The sequence below is a fragment of the Chryseobacterium sp. AG363 genome (genome assembly GCF_003610675.1).
Classification (GTDB): domain Bacteria; phylum Bacteroidota; class Bacteroidia; order Flavobacteriales; family Weeksellaceae; genus Chryseobacterium; species Chryseobacterium cucumeris.
In genome coordinates this window covers 123,813-140,222 of the sequence record NZ_RAQF01000006.1, presented here as the reverse complement: position 1 = coordinate 140,222, position 16,410 = coordinate 123,813, and the positions used below count along the sequence as shown (strand labels likewise).

The window sequence follows — 16,410 nt, the reverse complement described above, 5'->3', positions numbered from 1 at the left end:
ATAAGAAAACCCTTCCGAATTGAAAAATTTTTTATTCAATCCTTCAGGATTTTCTTGGATTGTATCAAATTTTATTCCACCCAGCCAGATTGATTGTGATTTTTTACCTAAAACAGAAACACGCCCTGAATATCAGAACGTGTTTCTTTATTGAGAAGTTAATATGTTATAAGTTGTTTTATTCTTCAATGGCGATGTCAATGACTTCCTCCATTCTGTTGACGTAGTGTACTCTCAGATTTTTAAGATAATCTTTTTTGATTTCCTCCACATCTTTTCTGTTGGCCTCACAAAGAATAACATCTTTGATTCCTGCTCTTGTTGCTGCAAGAAGCTTTTCCTTGATTCCCCCTACAGGTAGTACTTTCCCTCTTAATGTAATCTCCCCGGTCATTGCCAGGTGGGGTTTTACTTTCTTGTTTTTAAATGAAGAAACCATGGATGTCAGCATAGCAATACCGGCAGACGGTCCATCTTTAGGCGTTGCCCCTTCAGGAACGTGTACGTGAATGTTTTTCTTTTCAATGTCTTCCTGAGGAATACCCAGTTCATCATGCTTAGCTTTAATATATTCCAAAGCAATAGTCGCAGATTCTTTCATTACCGTTCCCAGGTTTCCAGTCATCGTTAATGCCCCTTTACCATTGCTTAAAATACTTTCAATATAAAGGATATCTCCACCTACACTTGTCCATGCAAGACCAGTTACCACACCCGGAACTCCAGTGATTTCAGATAAGCTTTTAGGTCTTGGAACCCCAAGAATTTCATCTACTTTTTCCACTGAGATTTTTGGATCATAATCTTTTATCAAAGCAGTCTGTAGCGCTACCCATCTTCCAATGGCTGCAATTCTTTTTTCCAGAGTTCTCACTCCGCTTTCTGAAGTATGAGCTTCTATAATATGTTTGAGTTCTGCATTTCCAAGTTTGAATGATTTTGCATCCAGACCATTTTCCTCCTGTTGTTTCCTGATCAAATGTCTTTTGGCAATCTCAATCTTTTCCTCCAAAGTATAGCCGGCAATCTGAATAATTTCGGTTCTGTCTAAAAGAGGAGTCTGTATGGTTGAAAGTGAGTTGGCAGTTGCAATGAACATTACTTTTGAAAGGTCATAACCCATCTCCAGGAAATTATCATAGAAAGACTTATTTTGCTCTGGGTCAAGGACTTCTAGAAGTGCTGAGCTCGGGTCCCCATGAAGTCCCTGTCCGATTTTATCAATCTCATCAAGAACAATTACCGGATTTGAAGTACCGGATTTTTTGATGGACTGTAAAATTCTTCCCGCCATAGCACCGATATACGTTTTTCTATGTCCACGGATTTCACTCTCGTCATGAAGTCCTCCCAATGATAGTCTTACATATTTTCTCCCTAAAGCATCCGCAATAGATTTTCCTAAAGAAGTTTTACCCACCCCCGGAGGCCCTACCAATAATAGGATAGGAGACTTCATGTTGTTTTTTAATTTTAAAACAGCCATGTGCTCCAGGATTCTTTTCTTAATATCTTCCAGTCCGAAGTGCGCTTTGTCAAGTACTTTTTCAGCTTTTGCAATATCAAAAATATCTTTTGTATAAGTTTCCCAAGGTAGATCTGTAAAGAAATCCAGATAGTTTCTCTGAACATTATAATCCGGAGAGTTGGGATTCTGACGCTGCAGTCTGCCGATTTCCTTCTGGAAATGGTCTTCTACCTCCTGACTCCATTTTTTTGTTTTAGCTTTAGCAATAAGGTCTTCCACATCACTTTCAGGTCCACCGCCCAGTTCTTCCTGGATTGTTCTGATTTGCTGATTCAGGAAATATTCTCTCTGTTGCTTATCTAAATCTTTTGAAGTTTTCTGATGAATCTGATTTCTCAGTTCCAGTTTTCTGAAATCCTCATGCATCAGCTCGTAGCACTGGTTGGCTCTTGTCATAAGACTTTTCTCTTCAAGCAGTTTTTGTTTTGCAATCGAAGAGAAATTAGCATTGGTGCAGATGAAATTCAGAAGATCATCATTATTGTTAATATTTTTAATCGCAAAGTTGGCGGCATTAGGAATATTAGGATCCAGTTCAATGATCTTTAAGGCAAGATCCTTGATGTTTTCCAGCAATGCTTCATACTCTTCCCGGTCTTTAGGCTGGGTATCTTTTAATTTTGATATTTCAGCTTTAAAATATGGTTGATTATCAACGATTTTTTTAATCTTAAATCTGTGAAATCCTTTGGTAATAGCTGTAATATTGCCTTCGGGAAGCTTAATGATCTTAATAATCTTTGCCAGTGTTCCGGTAGTATATATATCTTTTTCGGATGGTTGTTCCAGATCCGAATTTTTCTGGCTTACAATTCCAATAAAATCCCCGTTTTTCTGTGCCTCTTCAAGAAGCTGTATAGAGGTTTTTCTCCCCGCAGTAATAGGAATTACCACATTAGGGAACATGACCATATTTCTTACGGGAAGTATAGGGAATATTTTCTGTTCGGAATTTTTATCAGTCTCTGCGAAATCGGAAAGATTGATTTCTTCAGTTACGATATCAAATCCGTCACTGATCATTTCTTCTAAACTAATATCTTCAAATTCTGTCATAGTCAATCGAATGACAAATTGTCATTTTCGTTTTTTATCGTTAAAGGGATTTTTATATAATATACTCTGAAAACGTGCGGCATATTATAATGTTTTAAAAATGCACAATACTTATGCCATTTGTTTTTTACTTAAAAATACGGTCAAAATTTCCTTTTTTAGATAAACTTTGCATTAAAAATCAAAATAAAGCAGTTCTGTTTCTGTAATTTCTTAAAAATGTGTATTTTCGCAAACTGATAAAAAACTATAATTTATAAAATGGCAATTTTAGGACAGATTAGGAGTAAGCCTTGGCTTTTAATGGGAGTAATAGCCTTAGCGCTTTTGGCGTTCCTGGTAAACCCCGATAGTATCGACAAGGTTTTTGGTAAGAATCCTGACGTTTTAGGAAAAGTAAACGGTGAGAAAATCACCCGCGAAGAGTTCAATGATCAGCTTTTCGTGTTGCAGCAGCAGGCTGAACAGCAAGGTCGTCCGAAAAACGGTCTTGAAGAGCAGGCGTGGCAGTTACTTGTACAATCTAAACTTATCAAACAACAGTTTGAGAAACTGGGCTTTGAAATGACTGATGATTATTTCTGGAATCAAATCCAGTACGATCAGATGTTTGCTCAGAATCAACAGTTCTTTGATGAGAAAGGTAACTTTAAAACTCAAGAGCTTAAAAAAGAAATTGAAACATTACAAAACACCAATCCTCAGGGATATGCACAATGGTTGAAAACGAGAAAGACAATCGAGTACAGACTAATGGCAAGACAGGTGTTTACTAATCTTTCAGCAGGGATTACTACAGGTAAGAAAGAAGCTGAAGAATTAATGAAGCAGAGAGATCAGCTTGCAGATATCGACTTTGTAAAAGTAGATTACGCAGCTTATCTTCAAAAAACAAAGATCAATGTTACCACACAGGATCTTGCTGATTACATCAAGAAGCACCCTGTAATGTTCAAAGCTGAGCCAAGCAGAAATATCGGTATTGTGTTTTTCCCATCTAAACCTAGTGCAGCAGATGATGCAGCAGCCCTGAAAGAAATTACAAAATTATATTCAGGAGGTACAGATGCAAGTGGAGGAACTGAAAACTTCCAGAATACTAAAAACGATTCTATGTTTGTTGCAGCAAATTCTGATGCACCATTCAATCCTCAGTATCTGAATCCTGCACAATTGCCTCCAACAATCAAAGATCAGATCACAGCAGCAGCGGTAGGTCAGACTTTTGGTCCTTATAAAGAACAAGATGTATACGTAGTCTCTAAATTGGTAGGAAAAAGACCTTCAGATTCTACTTTATCCAGACATATCCTAATTGCATTCAAAGGAAGCCCTGCAGGTGAAGGGGTAACGAGAACCAAAGAGCAGGCTAAGAAATTGGCAGACTCTATCGGAGCTATTGTAAAAGCTACTCCTGCTAAATTTACAGAATTCCTTAAGCTTTCAAGTGATCCGAATTCTGCAGCTCAGGGAGGTAGCCTTGGATGGACAACACCGGAAACACCTTTCGTTCCTGAATTCCTTGCTTATCTTGCAAACAATCCTAAAGGAGCTACAGGGGTAGTAGAAACACAATTCGGTTACCATATCATCAATATTGAAGATAAAAAATCAGGATCAATGGGGTATAAAGTTGCTAACCTTGTGAAAGCAATCAAACCTTCAGATGCTACTGAAGCTGAAACAGATAAAAACTCAAGAAAATTCATTCAGCAGGTTCAAGGAAAATCTTTCAACGATTTTGTGAACATTGCTAAAAAAGGAAACTACCAGTTCTCCAATCCAAAAGCAGCAAAAAGATTTGAAGGTCAGCTTCAGGGCTTAGGTACTGAAAAAGATGCTGATATCCTTACCTGGGCTTTTGATAAGAAAAGAGAAAAAGGAGATACTGAATTATTTACAGTAGACGGAACAGGTGATAAAATTGTAGTATATCTGAACGGAAAACAGGAGGCAGGTCTTGCTGATCCTGAATCTGTAAGAGATCAGATTGAAGTTATCGTTAAAAATAAACTGGCAGCAAAACAAATCTCTGATAAAATTGCAGCAGCAAAAGCTTCAAGCTTAGATCAGATTGCCAAATTATTTGCAGCTCCAAAACAATCAGCTCAGGTGAATCTGTTGAATCCTTCTGTAGCAGGGGCTATGGAACCTAAAGTTGCCGGTGCAGCGTTCGGTGTTGCAAAAGGTAAACTTTCTAACCCGGTTGAAGGTGGAACAGGAGTTTATGTTCTGATCAAAAAATCAGAAACTGTAAACAAGCAGCCTGGAGATCTAAAGCAATTTACAGAATCTCTTACTCAGAGAAGTGCTGGAATGTTCGGACAGGCTTGGATGAAGAGTCTTCAGGATAATGCAGATATCGAAGATTACAGAATCGAGATCTGGAACAAGCTGGGGAATCAGCAACAATAAGAAATTCATTTCAATGATATAAAAAGCGGCAAAATTTTTTGTCGCTTTTTTTGTATTTATGGCAGAATAATAAAGGAAAAGATTTATTTAAAATGTATTATATTTGCTTATTAGAAAAAAATTAGCAAGTGAAGTTCAGTAAAGAATTAAAAGCTGGTGTGATTGCACTTCTAGCTATCGTAGGCTTTGTGGTGTTGTTTCAGTTTATGAAAGGGAAAAGCCTTTTTACTACCGACAATATATTTTACGCAAAATATGACAATGTAGAAGGTCTGGCGCAGTCTGCGGCAGTTTCTATTAATGGTCTGAAAGTAGGGCAGGTAGATAAGATTATTCCTATCACCTCAAAAGATGGAAAAATTAATTTTGTCGTAAAAGTTACCGTCGACAATAAATTCGAATTTTCAAAAAACTCATCATTGGAGATCTTTGAGCCGGGATTAATGTCTGGTAAAGAAATGAGAGTAAACCTTATGTATGGTGGGCCGACTGCAAAAGACGGTGACACTTTAAAAGGTGCTTTCAAGCTGGGAACGCTGGGAAGTCTTTCTTCGCAGGTAGGTCCGGTAAAAGATCAGCTACAGGTGGTTTTACATAGAGTAGACTCTTTAATGGCGAATGCCAATCAGGTTTTTGATGCTCAGAACAGAGCCGAAATAAAAGCTTTACTAGCCAACCTTAATAAAACAGTAGGAGCATTACAATCCACAGCAGGAAGTGTAAATACGCTTGTAGGACACAATGATCCAAAACTGCAAAAAGTGTTGGATGATGCAAGTCTTACTATGCAAAGCGGAAAAGTAACACTAGATAAATACGGACATCTTGCAGAAAGTATCGACACTAAACAGTTGAATGCTACCATTGCAAGTTTAGATGCTACAGTAGGAAAATTGAATCAGGTGATTGGAGGTATTGATAAAGGAGAAGGAAGTTTAGGTAAACTGATGAAGGACGATCAACTGTACAACAACCTGAATTCAGCTTCTTCCAATCTGAATACATTAATCGAAGATATGAAAGCGAATCCGAAGAGATATATCAACTTCTCGGTTTTCGGTAAAAATAACAAAGACTAATACGCCTTATGCAGTACATCGATAACATTATTTTCCTGATTTTATTAGTAGCCGGGTTCGGGCTGTTTGCCAAAAGCCTGCAGAAGATATACAGAAATATCAGGCTGGGTCGTGAAATCAATAGAAGTGACAGAAAATCTGAACGCTGGAGTATCATGGCCAATGTGGCTATGGGACAGAGTAAGATGGTCAAACGTCCTATCGCAGGAATTTTACACATTTTTGTCTATGTTGGTTTTATTATCATTAATATAGAACTCATTGAAATAATTGTTGATGGACTGTTTGGTACTCACCGTTTTCTGGCCTCGGTTTTGGGACACGGATTCTATAGCTTCTTTACAGCTACATTAGAAGTGCTTGCACTTCTGGTTGTAATAGGTGTGGTTATATTTTTCATTAGAAGAAACTTTTACGGGGTTAAAAGATTAACAATGAAGGAGCTTTTCGGATGGCCGAAAGAAGATGCCAACTGGATTCTTATCATCGAATTTGCCCTGATGATGGCTTTCTTTAAAATGAATGCCTCAGATTTTATTTTGCAGTCAAGAGGAGTTTTACCAGTACATGGAAGCTTCCCGATCAGTGAGATGACATTTGTGCCGTTCTTGGAAATCTTCAACTTTGACAGCGGGTTTTTGATGTTCACAGAGAAAGGAGCATGGTGGTTCCACTTTGTAGGTATTCTTTTCTTTATGAACTATCTTTATTACTCAAAACATTTGCATATTATCCTGGCGTTTCCAAGTACATGGTATGCAAACCTTGATAAAAAAGGAAAGTTCAATAACCTTGAGTCTGTAACAAAGGAGATCAAATTAATGATGGATCCTAATGCAGATCCATATGCTGCTCCGGCTGAAGGCGCAGAAGCTGATGTACCTTCTAAATTTGGGGCAGAAGATATTTTTGATCTGAACCAGGTACAATTGCTGAATGCCTATTCGTGTACAGAATGTGGACGTTGTACTTCCGTTTGCCCGGCTAATATTACCGGTAAAAAACTTTCTCCGAGATTGATCCTGATGAAGACCAGAGACCGATTGGAAGAAGTGGGAAGAAACATTGATAAAAACGGAAAATTCGTAGATGACGGTAAAAAACTGTTGAACGATTATATCACGAAAGAAGAACTTTGGGCTTGTACCACATGTAATGCATGTACAGAAGCTTGCCCGGTATTGCTTGACCCTCTTTCCATTATCTTTGAAATGAGAAGATTCCTGGTGATGGAACAGTCTGCTGCTCCACAGGAACTGAATCTGATGATGACCAATGTGGAAAATAATGCAGCCCCTTGGCAGTATAATCAGGCTGACCGTCTGAACTGGGCAAACGAAAATTAATGTAACAATGTAAATAATGTAACGATGTAACAATCATTGGTAAACTGTTACATTTGTATATTGATAAATTTGATTTAGAATGGATTTCACTATAAAAACAATGGCAGAATATGCTGCCGAAGGAAAAGCCCCTGAAGTTTTATTCTGGGTTGGATGTGCGGGAAGTTTTGATGACCGTGCTAAAAAAATTACAAAAGCATTTTGCAAGATATTAAATAAAATAGGAGTTGAATTTGCTGTTCTTGGACAGGAAGAAAGTTGTACAGGAGATCCTGCGAAAAGAGCAGGAAACGAATTCGTTTTCCAGATGATGGCTCTTACCAATATCGAAGTGTTAAATGCTTACGAAGTAAAGAAAATCGTAACAGCTTGTCCACACTGTTTCAATACTCTGAAAAATGAATATCCAAGCCTTGGCGGGCACTTTGAAGTAGTACACCATACCCAGTTCCTTAAAACCTTAATGGAAGAAGGAAGACTGAAGATTGAAGGAGGTGCATTCAGAGGGAAAAAAATTACCTTCCATGATCCATGTTATCTGGGACGTGCCAACGACGAATATGAAGCGCCAAGAATGCTTCTTGAAAAGCTGGATGCTGAACTTGTAGAAATGAAGCGTTGCAAAACCAATGGTCTTTGTTGTGGAGCAGGAGGCGCACAGATGTTTAAAGAACCTGAAAAAGGAAAGAAAGACATCAATATTGAAAGAACAGAAGAAGCTTTATCTTTTGAGCCTAAGGTAATTGCTACAGGATGCCCTTTCTGCAATACCATGATGACGGATGGTGTAAAACACTTTAACAAAAATACAGAGGTTGCCGTAAAAGATATCGTTGAACTTCTTGCTGAAGCAGAAGACTTATAATTGACATCTTATACAGGTTTATGAAGCTGAAATGGAGACTCTCCTTTTTGTTTATCATTTCGATACTTGCTCTTCTTACATTCTGGAATTATCAGAACAGAGTATATGACTGGGATATGCCGGGCTATATGGGATGTATGTATACTTCCGAATTTCCGGACTCACCGGATAAAGTCCGAATCCTGACCTATGAGGAAATCAAGAAAGAGGCTCCTGCAGAACATTATACAGACATTATCGGAATAAAGCAATGGGACATTCCCAGGCAGTATTTCGTAAAAAATACCCAATCTTTTACAGAACAATTACCCTATTTTCAGATCAAAGTAGGGTATATTCTTATGATCACCCTTTTTTATAAGCTTGGATTATCGTCGCCAATGGCCGTATTGTTTACCAGTCTTATTTCTTACTTTTTTTCAGGAATATTATTATTTTATATTCTGAAACTCCTGTTTCCAAAGAAATACTGGCTTGCGATACTATTAACGATTGCCGCCATGCTTTTGCCACCAATGACTTACATGTCGAGGGTTTCTACACCGGATATGTTTATTTTTCAGTTTATGCTGATTTTTATGATCGGGTTACTCAAAAAATGGAACAAATGGGCAATGTTTGTACTTTTATTCGGTATTACTTTTATTCGGCCAGATTATATTACATTCACCCTGACTTATATTATGGCTGTTTTCTTTTTCCATTATTTCCGGGAAAAGAAAATTGATATTTCTTTTATTGCACAGGGAATCGTACTTCTTGCCATGTATCTCGCCATCATTAAGTTTTATCATTATCCCGGATGGAAAGATCTGTTTTATGATACTTTTATTGACAGAAGACCTATTATTTCAACACACCCCATCGATGTTAGTTTAAAAGACTACCTGAGTATTATCTATATTAAAATCATTTATTTTAAAAAAGTCACTTTATCGTTGGCTATTATGATAGGAGTGATCTTTTGGCGATCTAAAAACGCATGGGTGAGGATGATTTCAGTTCTTTTTGTGGTGAATGTCTATATCAAATTCTTTTTCTTTCCGCAGTCGGCTGCTTTAAGGTTCTTCTTCCCTTTTATTTTTCCGGTTTTTATGATGATGCTTTATGTATTGAGTAAAAAATACAATGATCTTAAACTCGAGAAAATTGCGTAATTTTGTATTTAAGATGATAAGGATATTCAATCAGCGTTAAATTAATATTCTGGTTAGTGATCAGAATTTATTTTTTTGATATGTTCTTGAAAAATAAATATTTACATTATGAAAATCGAAGAATCTAATATTGTAGAAACCAACGACTACAGAGTCATTATATACCCGGCTTCAAGACCTTTTGAAACAAAAGAAGCAAAAGCTATTACTGAAAAACTATTTGATTTCCTTGCAACGTGGGCTGCTCATGGAAAACCACTTTCTTCTTCTTTTAAAATTGAAAAGAATCAGTTTATCATCGTATGTGTGGATGAAGAAAAAGAAATGGCTTCAGGATGCAGCATTGATGCATTAGGAAAGGTAATGAGAGAAATTGACGAAGAATGTCAGCTAGGCCTTTTCGATAGGATGAAAGCAAGTTTTGTGGAGAATGGTGAAGTGAAAACGTTAAAATTAATGGACTTTAAAACGAAGCTGAGAAACGGAGAACTTGCAGAAGATATTCAGGTTTTTGACTTCTCTAAAAATACGTATCTGGACTTTTTAAGCCACTTCCTTCTTCCTTTGGAGAAGAGCTGGGCGGCTTCTATAAAATAATTGCTGTTAAGCTGATACAAAAGAGTAATCATAAAGTGGAAAATATATTTCCACTTTTTTGTTTTAATGTATATTTGTATAGATTCGAGCAGTGACTAATGCCTAAAGTACTTTTTTTAACGACTTCCCACAGCTATAATGATGACCGCATTTTTTATCATCAGGCAAAAGCTCTTAGAGATAATGGGTATGAAGTGAAAATATGCAGTTTATATGCAGAGTATAAAGGTTGTATTGATGGGATTGAAATAGAATCTTTTGCCATTCTGGAAGAAAGTATAGAAACGAAAATGGAAACTTTCCGGAAAGTTTGCGATTCTTTTCATCCTGAGTGTATCATTTGCTCTGAACCATTGGCTGTTGTGGCAGTAAAGAAGTTTGTAAAAGAACACAGGATAAGCTGCATCTATGATATTACAGAATGGTATCCTTCCATGTCAATGCTTCAAAAGTACAGGTTTCCGGTTACCATTTTTCAGGCCATAAAGTTTTCTCTCATTCAGCTGTATGCCGGATTTTTAAGTACTCATTTCATTTTTGGTGAAACCACTAAAAAATTTCCTTTAGTTTATTTTTTTGGATTTAAAAAACAGATCATTGTTCCTTATTATCCGGATTCTCTTTATATCAAGGAAAGCATAAAGCAACTCGATACGAACGTCGTCAAGCTATGCTATACCGGACAGATTTCTAAAGATAAAGGAATTGAAAATTTCTTCAACGTAATAGATAGTCTTCGTCAGAAAATGCCTGCACTTCATATCAGGATTCTTATTATTGGTTCAACTGTACAGGAAAGCGATGAGCTCTACTTTTCATCATTATTAAAGATATATTCTTTTGATGATATTGAGATCAGAAAACCAACAAGATTTGAAACATTTACAGAAGCATTTGAAGATGCGGATCTATGTTTTGATCTTCGGGAAATTAACTTTGAAAATAATCATTCTCTGCCAATAAAACTGTTTTATTTTATGGGAGCAGGAAAGCCTGTGATTTATTCAGATTTGAAAGGGATCAGGGAGCATATGGGAGAGCTTTCGTTTGGAAGTCTGGTAGAGCCTCATAATGCTGAAGCAATCTCAAACGTGATCATTAATTATATCAGGAATCCTGAATTGTATCATTCTCATGCCCTGAATGCCAGAAAAGAATTTAAAGAAAAATATAACTGGGAACTTATAAAAGATAATTTCGTTGATTTTGTAAAAAAATCTATTGATCAATAATCATCATGCAGCTTACTATCATTAAAACCTTTGTCTCACGTTTTCTGATTCTGATCCTCAGTTTCGGTCTGGTGATCTATTCTACGAATATGTGGGGAAGTGAGGGTAAGGGGACCATTTCTATTGTGGTGGCCAATGCAGCGGCAGTAAGCTTTTTCAGCAGCATTTTTTCCGGAAGCAGTGCTTCTTATTTCGCATCAAGATTCAGAATAGAAAAGGTTTTATTGTATGCCTATCTGTGGTCTCTCCTGACTGGACTTTTAATCCCTTTTTTATTCAGTGTAGCTTCTATTCAGGGCGAATATCTATTGTATCTGATCGGAATATCTGTTTTTTCTTCACTCTTATCTACCAATATCAGCTTGTTTATTGGAACACAAAATATTAGAAAGTTTAATGTGTATACTGTTTTACAACAGTTGGTCCATATTATCTTTATAGGAATATTGGTATATGGGTTTGGAAAGAAAGATGTTACTGTGTATTTTCTTGCACAGATTGGCTGCCTGGCGCTTCTTTTCCTCACTAGTTTTTTTCAGATTATCAAAAAATGCAATATTTCTGAAATATCATTCTGTAAAGACGTGGGTAGAAATATGTTTGAATATGGCTGGAAAACTCAATTGAGTGCGTTTGTTCAGTTTTTGAATTACAGGCTTTCGTTTTATTTCTTAGAATATTTTGAAGGTCTAGCGAGTGTAGGGATATTTTCCATCGGGGTTACTTTTTCAGAAGCGATCTGGACCATTACCCGCAGTATTGCTGTTATTTTATATTCAGATGTAGTGAACAGTAAAAGTAGGGAAGAATCTATAAAGAAAACTAAAGAATCTTTAAAACTGACTTTTTTTCTGATGATAGGTTTTGTGCTGGGAATCATGATCATACCCTCTCAGGTTTACGAGTTGATTTTCGGGAAAGAATTTAAAGATACTAAGGAAATAATGCTTCTTTTATCGCCGGGAATTTTTGCCATTGCAGTAAGTGATATGGTGGGACATTACTTTTCAGGAATGAGAGAACTGAAAATTCTTAATGTCAAATCAATTGTAGGTCTTGTGGTTACCGTTGTATTTTCTTTCATTGCGATACCAAAATGGGGAATTATAGGCGCTTGTGTTGCCACTACATCGTCCTATTTTGTTTCGGCCTTCCTGCTGTTCAGAAAGTTTTATAGTTCTACTCCGTTTATTTTTAGAGACTATATGGTTTCAAAAGAAGAAGTACAGCTTTTAAAGCAAAAATTTTTAAAGAAATAATTACTTGATAGCTCCCCTTAAATAAAGTCATTTTTCCTATTTTTACATATCTATTAATCCTTTTCTATGTGCGGAATCACCGGTTATTATTCATTTCATAAAAGTATTTCCTCTACAAATATTCTGGAAATGAATCAGGCGATCAGACATCGCGGTCCGGATGATGAAGGGTTCTGGATGTATAGTAACGGAGAGGGAGCCTCTTTTTCGGGAAACGATTCCACGCAAAAAATTAAAGAACAGTTTCCGGTTCTAAAAGAGAAAAATTCTAATATTGCGTTAGGTTTCCGTAGATTATCCATTATTGATCTGTCTGAAAAAGGGCATCAGCCTATGCTTTCAAAGAATGAGCAGATTATTATTACATTTAACGGAGAGATTTATAATTTTAAAAAATTAAGGAAAGAACTTGAGTCTTTAGGTCATTCTTTCTGCAGTACTTCAGACACTGAAGTTATTCTCAAAGCTTATCAGGAGTGGGGAAGTTCCACCTTTGCAAAGCTGGATGGGATGTTTGCGGTTTGTATTGTGGACCTTATCTCTCAAAAACTTATTCTGGCAAGAGACCGAGTAGGAATGAAGCCTCTTTTTTATCATCACAGTAAGGAAGGAATGATTTGGGGATCAGAAATAAAAGCATTGTTGAAAAACCAGCTGGTAAAGGCTGAAATCAACTGGAACGGAGTCTACACCAATTTTCTTTTTCAAACAACATTGGCTCCACAAACCTGTTTTCAGAATATTTTCTCTCTGGAACCTGCATCTTTTATGACTATTGATTTAAAAAATCAGAAAATCACTACAGAAAAATTCTGGAGACTGCCTTCTCAGTCTGAAAAAAATATTTCCGATGAAGAAGCGGTAAAAAGGATTGACGAACTTCTTTCTGAAAGTATTTCAGAACAATTATATGCGGATGTTCCTGTAGCAGTGATGATGAGTGGTGGAATTGATTCAACGTTAATTGCTTCAAAATCAAAATCTTTCAGTGCTCATGTTAATACATACACAATAAGTTATCCGTTTTCGGAAGAAGAAGTACATAATGCATCTCTGGCCGCCAGACATTTTGGAATTCCGCATGAGATAAAAAAGGTAAATGATGACGAGGCACTGGAAGACCTTAAAGAAAATATTCAGCATTTTGAAGAACCTTACAGCAGTTTTGAAGTCTTGATTAATGCTGCAAAATATGCACATAATCAGAATTTTAAAGTCGTATTAAGTGGAAATGGAGCGGATGAGCTCTTTGCAGGCTATTCTCATACGCTGAAACTGAACAGATGGCTTCTGATGAGGAATTTTAATTTTATAGGCCCTTTGATCTTTACAAAGGATAAATTTTCACAACGGGTGAAAAACTACTTTTCCCAGGATCATATGTTTGATTTTTTCAGACAAAGCCAGATCAGTATGAGACCGATGGAAGTTAAAAGTCTTATAACCCCAGCTATTTATAGTAAAATAGATTTACACCTTTCAGAATATCATCTTTCAGAAGGAAAAAATTATGCCGGGTATTTTGAATACGACATGAAATATTCACTCTCTTCCCACCATGTTTTCCGGGATGATCTGAGTGCGATGAAGTATAGCGTAGAATTCCGTTATCCTTATCTGAGCAATAACCTGATAGATTATGTATCATCACTTCCGGAAAATATCAGATTTAATGGAATTCAGAATAAACCTTTATTACGTAAAGCAGCTAAAAAATATCTTCCTCAGGAAGTTCTGAATATGCCCAAGAAAGGGTTTTCATTTCCGGTGAATTATTTCATTAAAAATGAGCAAAAAGTAAGAGACTTTATTACCGAAAATCTGGAAAGCTTAAAAAAGCGAAATTTCTTCAATGCTGCAGTGATTGATGAATGGTGGAATCATCAGGAACATGAATATGATTGGGTAAAAATATGGCAGCTGGTTACCTTTGAACTGTGGTATCAGAAATATTTTGAAAAATAAAGAAGGAGTCTAAAGATTAATATTTTACCTTTGTATTTATGATGAAATATTTTTGGGGCATTTTTGTAGCGGTTTTTGCACTCATCAGTTGTAAAAATGATGATGATTCTTTGCAGAGAATAGATCAGGCGCTGAATATTTATATGAAAAACAGTGCAGGTCAGGACCTTCTGAACAGTAAAAAAGCCGGATCTTATACTGGATTTTCGGTAAATGATATTTTTGGAACCAAAGATATTGCCCCGGTAAGTATTCCATTGAAAATGACAACGGATTCCTTATTTTACATGGATTATCTGGCGGGTGCTAAAAGAAGAAGATTAGATTCTATCAGTCCTGATAATCCGGGAACAGGAACTTCTTACCATTCCAAAATGTTAATTACCTTTACAAAAAGTACCAATGTCAATGATAATGTTACCGGGACATTGGAAATTCAATATCGTAATACACCTACTGTATTTCAGGTTTCAAAGGTATTGTATGACGGAAATGAAGTGTTTTCAAAAGAGGCTGATGCACCTACTTCAATAAATACCGTTACGATCACAAAATAATTTTTAAATTTGTACAATTGTTAGCTTATTATGAGCTTAACATCTAATATTTAACATCTAAATAAAATGTTACAAGTCAATTTTTTGCGCGACAACAAAGAACGCGTTTTAGAAGGTCTTAAGAAAAGACAATTCAAAAATCTTGAGTTGGTAGACGAGGCTATCGCTGCCGACGAAGAAAGAAAAAGAATCCAGTTTGAGCTAGATTCCCAGCTTTCCGAAATCAATAAAATTTCGAAAGAAATCGGACTTTTGATGAAAGAAGGGAAAAAAGAAGAAGCGGAATCTGCAAAGTCTAAAACAGCACAATACAAAGAGTCGAGCTCAGAATTGAAATCCCAGCTAGAAGTTAAAGAAAACGACTTACTGAATATTCTTTATCAACTACCCAACATTCCCAATGAACTGGTAAAGAGTGGTGCTTCTGCGGATGATAACGAAATCATTTTCCAGTCTCATCCTGTAGAAGGTCTTGGTGAAGGAGCAATCCCTCATTGGGAGCTGGCAAAAAAATACAACCTGATTGATTTTGAATTAGGGGTAAAAATTGCCGGTGCAGGTTTTCCTGTTTATTTAGGAAAAGGAGCGAGATTGCAGAGAGCTCTGGTTCAGTATTTCTTAGATAAAAACGTAGAAAAGGGATATACAGAAGTGAACCCTCCTCATGTTGTCAATGAAGCCTCAGGTTTCGGTACCGGACAGCTGCCGGATAAAGAAGGACAGATGTATTATATCAACGAAGATAGATTATATCTTATTCCTACTGCAGAAGTTCCTGTAACAAACCTTTACCGTGATGTATTACTGGATGAAAAAGATCTTCCGATCAAAAATACGGCATTCTCTCAGTGCTACAGAAGAGAAGCAGGAAGCTACGGAGCTCACGTAAGAGGATTGAACCGTCTCCACCAGTTTGAAAAAGTAGAAATCGTAAGAATTGAAAAACCGGAAAATTCTTATGCTGTTTTGGAAGAAATGGTAGAGCATATCAAAGAAATTCTTACCGATCTTGAGCTTCCGTTCAGAGTATTAAGACTTTGCGGTGGTGATACAGGTTTTGCATCTGCCATGACCTATGACTTTGAAGTTTGGAGTGCCGCTCAGGAAATGTGGCTGGAAGTAAGCTCTGTTTCGAATTTTGAAACATTCCAGGCAAACAGACTGAAATGCCGTTACAAAGGAGATGGTAAATCTCAGCTGGTTCACACCCTGAATGGATCTGCAATGGCTTTACCTAGAATTATGGCTGCATTGCTGGAGAATAACCAGACACCGGAAGGAATCAAGCTTCCTAAGAAGGTTGCGGAATATGCAAGATTTGATATGATCAACTAAATTAATCTATTTTTAGTAA

Annotated in this window: 12 protein-coding genes; 11 read left to right on the top strand and 1 reads right to left on the bottom strand. The window is 36.6% G+C overall.

What is annotated here, in order from left to right; genetic code table 11:
* Window positions 1-178: 178 nt before the first annotated feature.
* Window positions 179-2,584, bottom strand: coding sequence for an endopeptidase La (gene lon, locus DEU39_RS20950; RefSeq protein ID WP_120233257.1), 2,406 nt, complete (start codon window positions 2,582-2,584; stop codon window positions 179-181).
* 261 nt (window positions 2,585-2,845) lie between these two features.
* Between lon and DEU39_RS20945 the strand changes: the two genes are divergently transcribed.
* From DEU39_RS20945 to serS, 11 genes are all read left to right on the top strand, one after another.
* Entirely contained in the window at window positions 2,846-4,999 is a 2,154-nt protein-coding gene (locus tag DEU39_RS20945) for a SurA N-terminal domain-containing protein (RefSeq protein ID WP_062676025.1), read from the top strand.
* Window positions 5,000-5,127: 128 nt separating this feature from the next.
* The gene (locus DEU39_RS20940; protein ID WP_062676024.1) at window positions 5,128-6,078 is read left to right on the top strand and encodes an MlaD family protein; all 951 of its coding nucleotides are present in this window, start codon (window positions 5,128-5,130) and stop codon (window positions 6,076-6,078) included.
* 8 nt (window positions 6,079-6,086) lie between these two features.
* Window positions 6,087-7,424 (top strand): (Fe-S)-binding protein, encoded by a 1,338-nt coding sequence (locus DEU39_RS20935; RefSeq protein ID WP_062676023.1) that lies wholly within the window; start codon window positions 6,087-6,089, stop codon window positions 7,422-7,424.
* A 79-nt stretch (window positions 7,425-7,503) separates the two neighbouring features.
* Window positions 7,504-8,289 (top strand): (Fe-S)-binding protein, encoded by a 786-nt coding sequence (locus tag DEU39_RS20930; RefSeq protein ID WP_062676022.1) that lies wholly within the window; start codon window positions 7,504-7,506, stop codon window positions 8,287-8,289.
* Window positions 8,290-8,309: 20 nt separating this feature from the next.
* Window positions 8,310-9,446 (top strand): hypothetical protein, encoded by a 1,137-nt coding sequence (locus DEU39_RS20925; RefSeq protein ID WP_120233256.1) that lies wholly within the window; start codon window positions 8,310-8,312, stop codon window positions 9,444-9,446.
* A gap of 108 nt (window positions 9,447-9,554) precedes the next feature.
* The gene (locus DEU39_RS20920; RefSeq protein WP_120233255.1) at window positions 9,555-10,043 is read left to right on the top strand and encodes a hypothetical protein; all 489 of its coding nucleotides are present in this window, start codon (window positions 9,555-9,557) and stop codon (window positions 10,041-10,043) included.
* Window positions 10,044-10,141: 98 nt separating this feature from the next.
* Window positions 10,142-11,275, top strand: a complete 1,134-nt coding sequence (locus DEU39_RS20915) for a glycosyltransferase (RefSeq protein ID WP_120233254.1) — start codon at window positions 10,142-10,144, stop codon at window positions 11,273-11,275.
* Window positions 11,276-11,280: 5 nt separating this feature from the next.
* On the top strand, window positions 11,281-12,534 hold the full coding sequence (locus tag DEU39_RS20910) for a polysaccharide biosynthesis C-terminal domain-containing protein (protein WP_120233253.1): 1,254 nt from the start codon (window positions 11,281-11,283) through the stop codon (window positions 12,532-12,534).
* A 66-nt stretch (window positions 12,535-12,600) separates the two neighbouring features.
* A complete protein-coding gene (gene asnB, locus DEU39_RS20905; protein WP_120233252.1) occupies window positions 12,601-14,499 on the top strand; it encodes an asparagine synthase (glutamine-hydrolyzing) in 1,899 nt (632 codons plus the stop codon).
* A gap of 38 nt (window positions 14,500-14,537) precedes the next feature.
* Entirely contained in the window at window positions 14,538-15,056 is a 519-nt protein-coding gene (locus tag DEU39_RS20900) for a hypothetical protein (RefSeq protein WP_120233251.1), read from the top strand.
* 66 nt (window positions 15,057-15,122) lie between these two features.
* Window positions 15,123-16,391 (top strand): serine--tRNA ligase, encoded by a 1,269-nt coding sequence (gene serS, locus DEU39_RS20895; RefSeq protein ID WP_120233250.1) that lies wholly within the window; start codon window positions 15,123-15,125, stop codon window positions 16,389-16,391.
* The last annotated feature ends 19 nt before the right edge of the window (window positions 16,392-16,410 follow it).

Excerpts from the sequence above, each read along its gene's own strand:
- DEU39_RS20910 (WP_120233253.1), top strand. The coding sequence starts at position 11,281 with ATGCAGCTTACTATCATTAAAACCTTTGTCTCACGTTTTCTGATTCTG.
- DEU39_RS20920 (WP_120233255.1), top strand. The coding sequence starts at position 9,555 with ATGAAAATCGAAGAATCTAATATTGTAGAAACCAACGACTACAGAGTC.
- lon (WP_120233257.1), bottom strand. The coding sequence starts at position 2,584 with ATGACAGAATTTGAAGATATTAGTTTAGAAGAAATGATCAGTGACGGA.
- asnB (WP_120233252.1), top strand. The coding sequence starts at position 12,601 with ATGTGCGGAATCACCGGTTATTATTCATTTCATAAAAGTATTTCCTCT.
- serS (WP_120233250.1), top strand. The coding sequence starts at position 15,123 with ATGTTACAAGTCAATTTTTTGCGCGACAACAAAGAACGCGTTTTAGAA.
- DEU39_RS20925 (WP_120233256.1), top strand. The coding sequence starts at position 8,310 with ATGAAGCTGAAATGGAGACTCTCCTTTTTGTTTATCATTTCGATACTT.
- DEU39_RS20900 (WP_120233251.1), top strand. The coding sequence starts at position 14,538 with ATGATGAAATATTTTTGGGGCATTTTTGTAGCGGTTTTTGCACTCATC.
- DEU39_RS20915 (WP_120233254.1), top strand. The coding sequence starts at position 10,142 with ATGCCTAAAGTACTTTTTTTAACGACTTCCCACAGCTATAATGATGAC.
- DEU39_RS20930 (WP_062676022.1), top strand. The coding sequence starts at position 7,504 with ATGGATTTCACTATAAAAACAATGGCAGAATATGCTGCCGAAGGAAAA.
- DEU39_RS20945 (WP_062676025.1), top strand. The coding sequence starts at position 2,846 with ATGGCAATTTTAGGACAGATTAGGAGTAAGCCTTGGCTTTTAATGGGA.
- DEU39_RS20935 (WP_062676023.1), top strand. The coding sequence starts at position 6,087 with ATGCAGTACATCGATAACATTATTTTCCTGATTTTATTAGTAGCCGGG.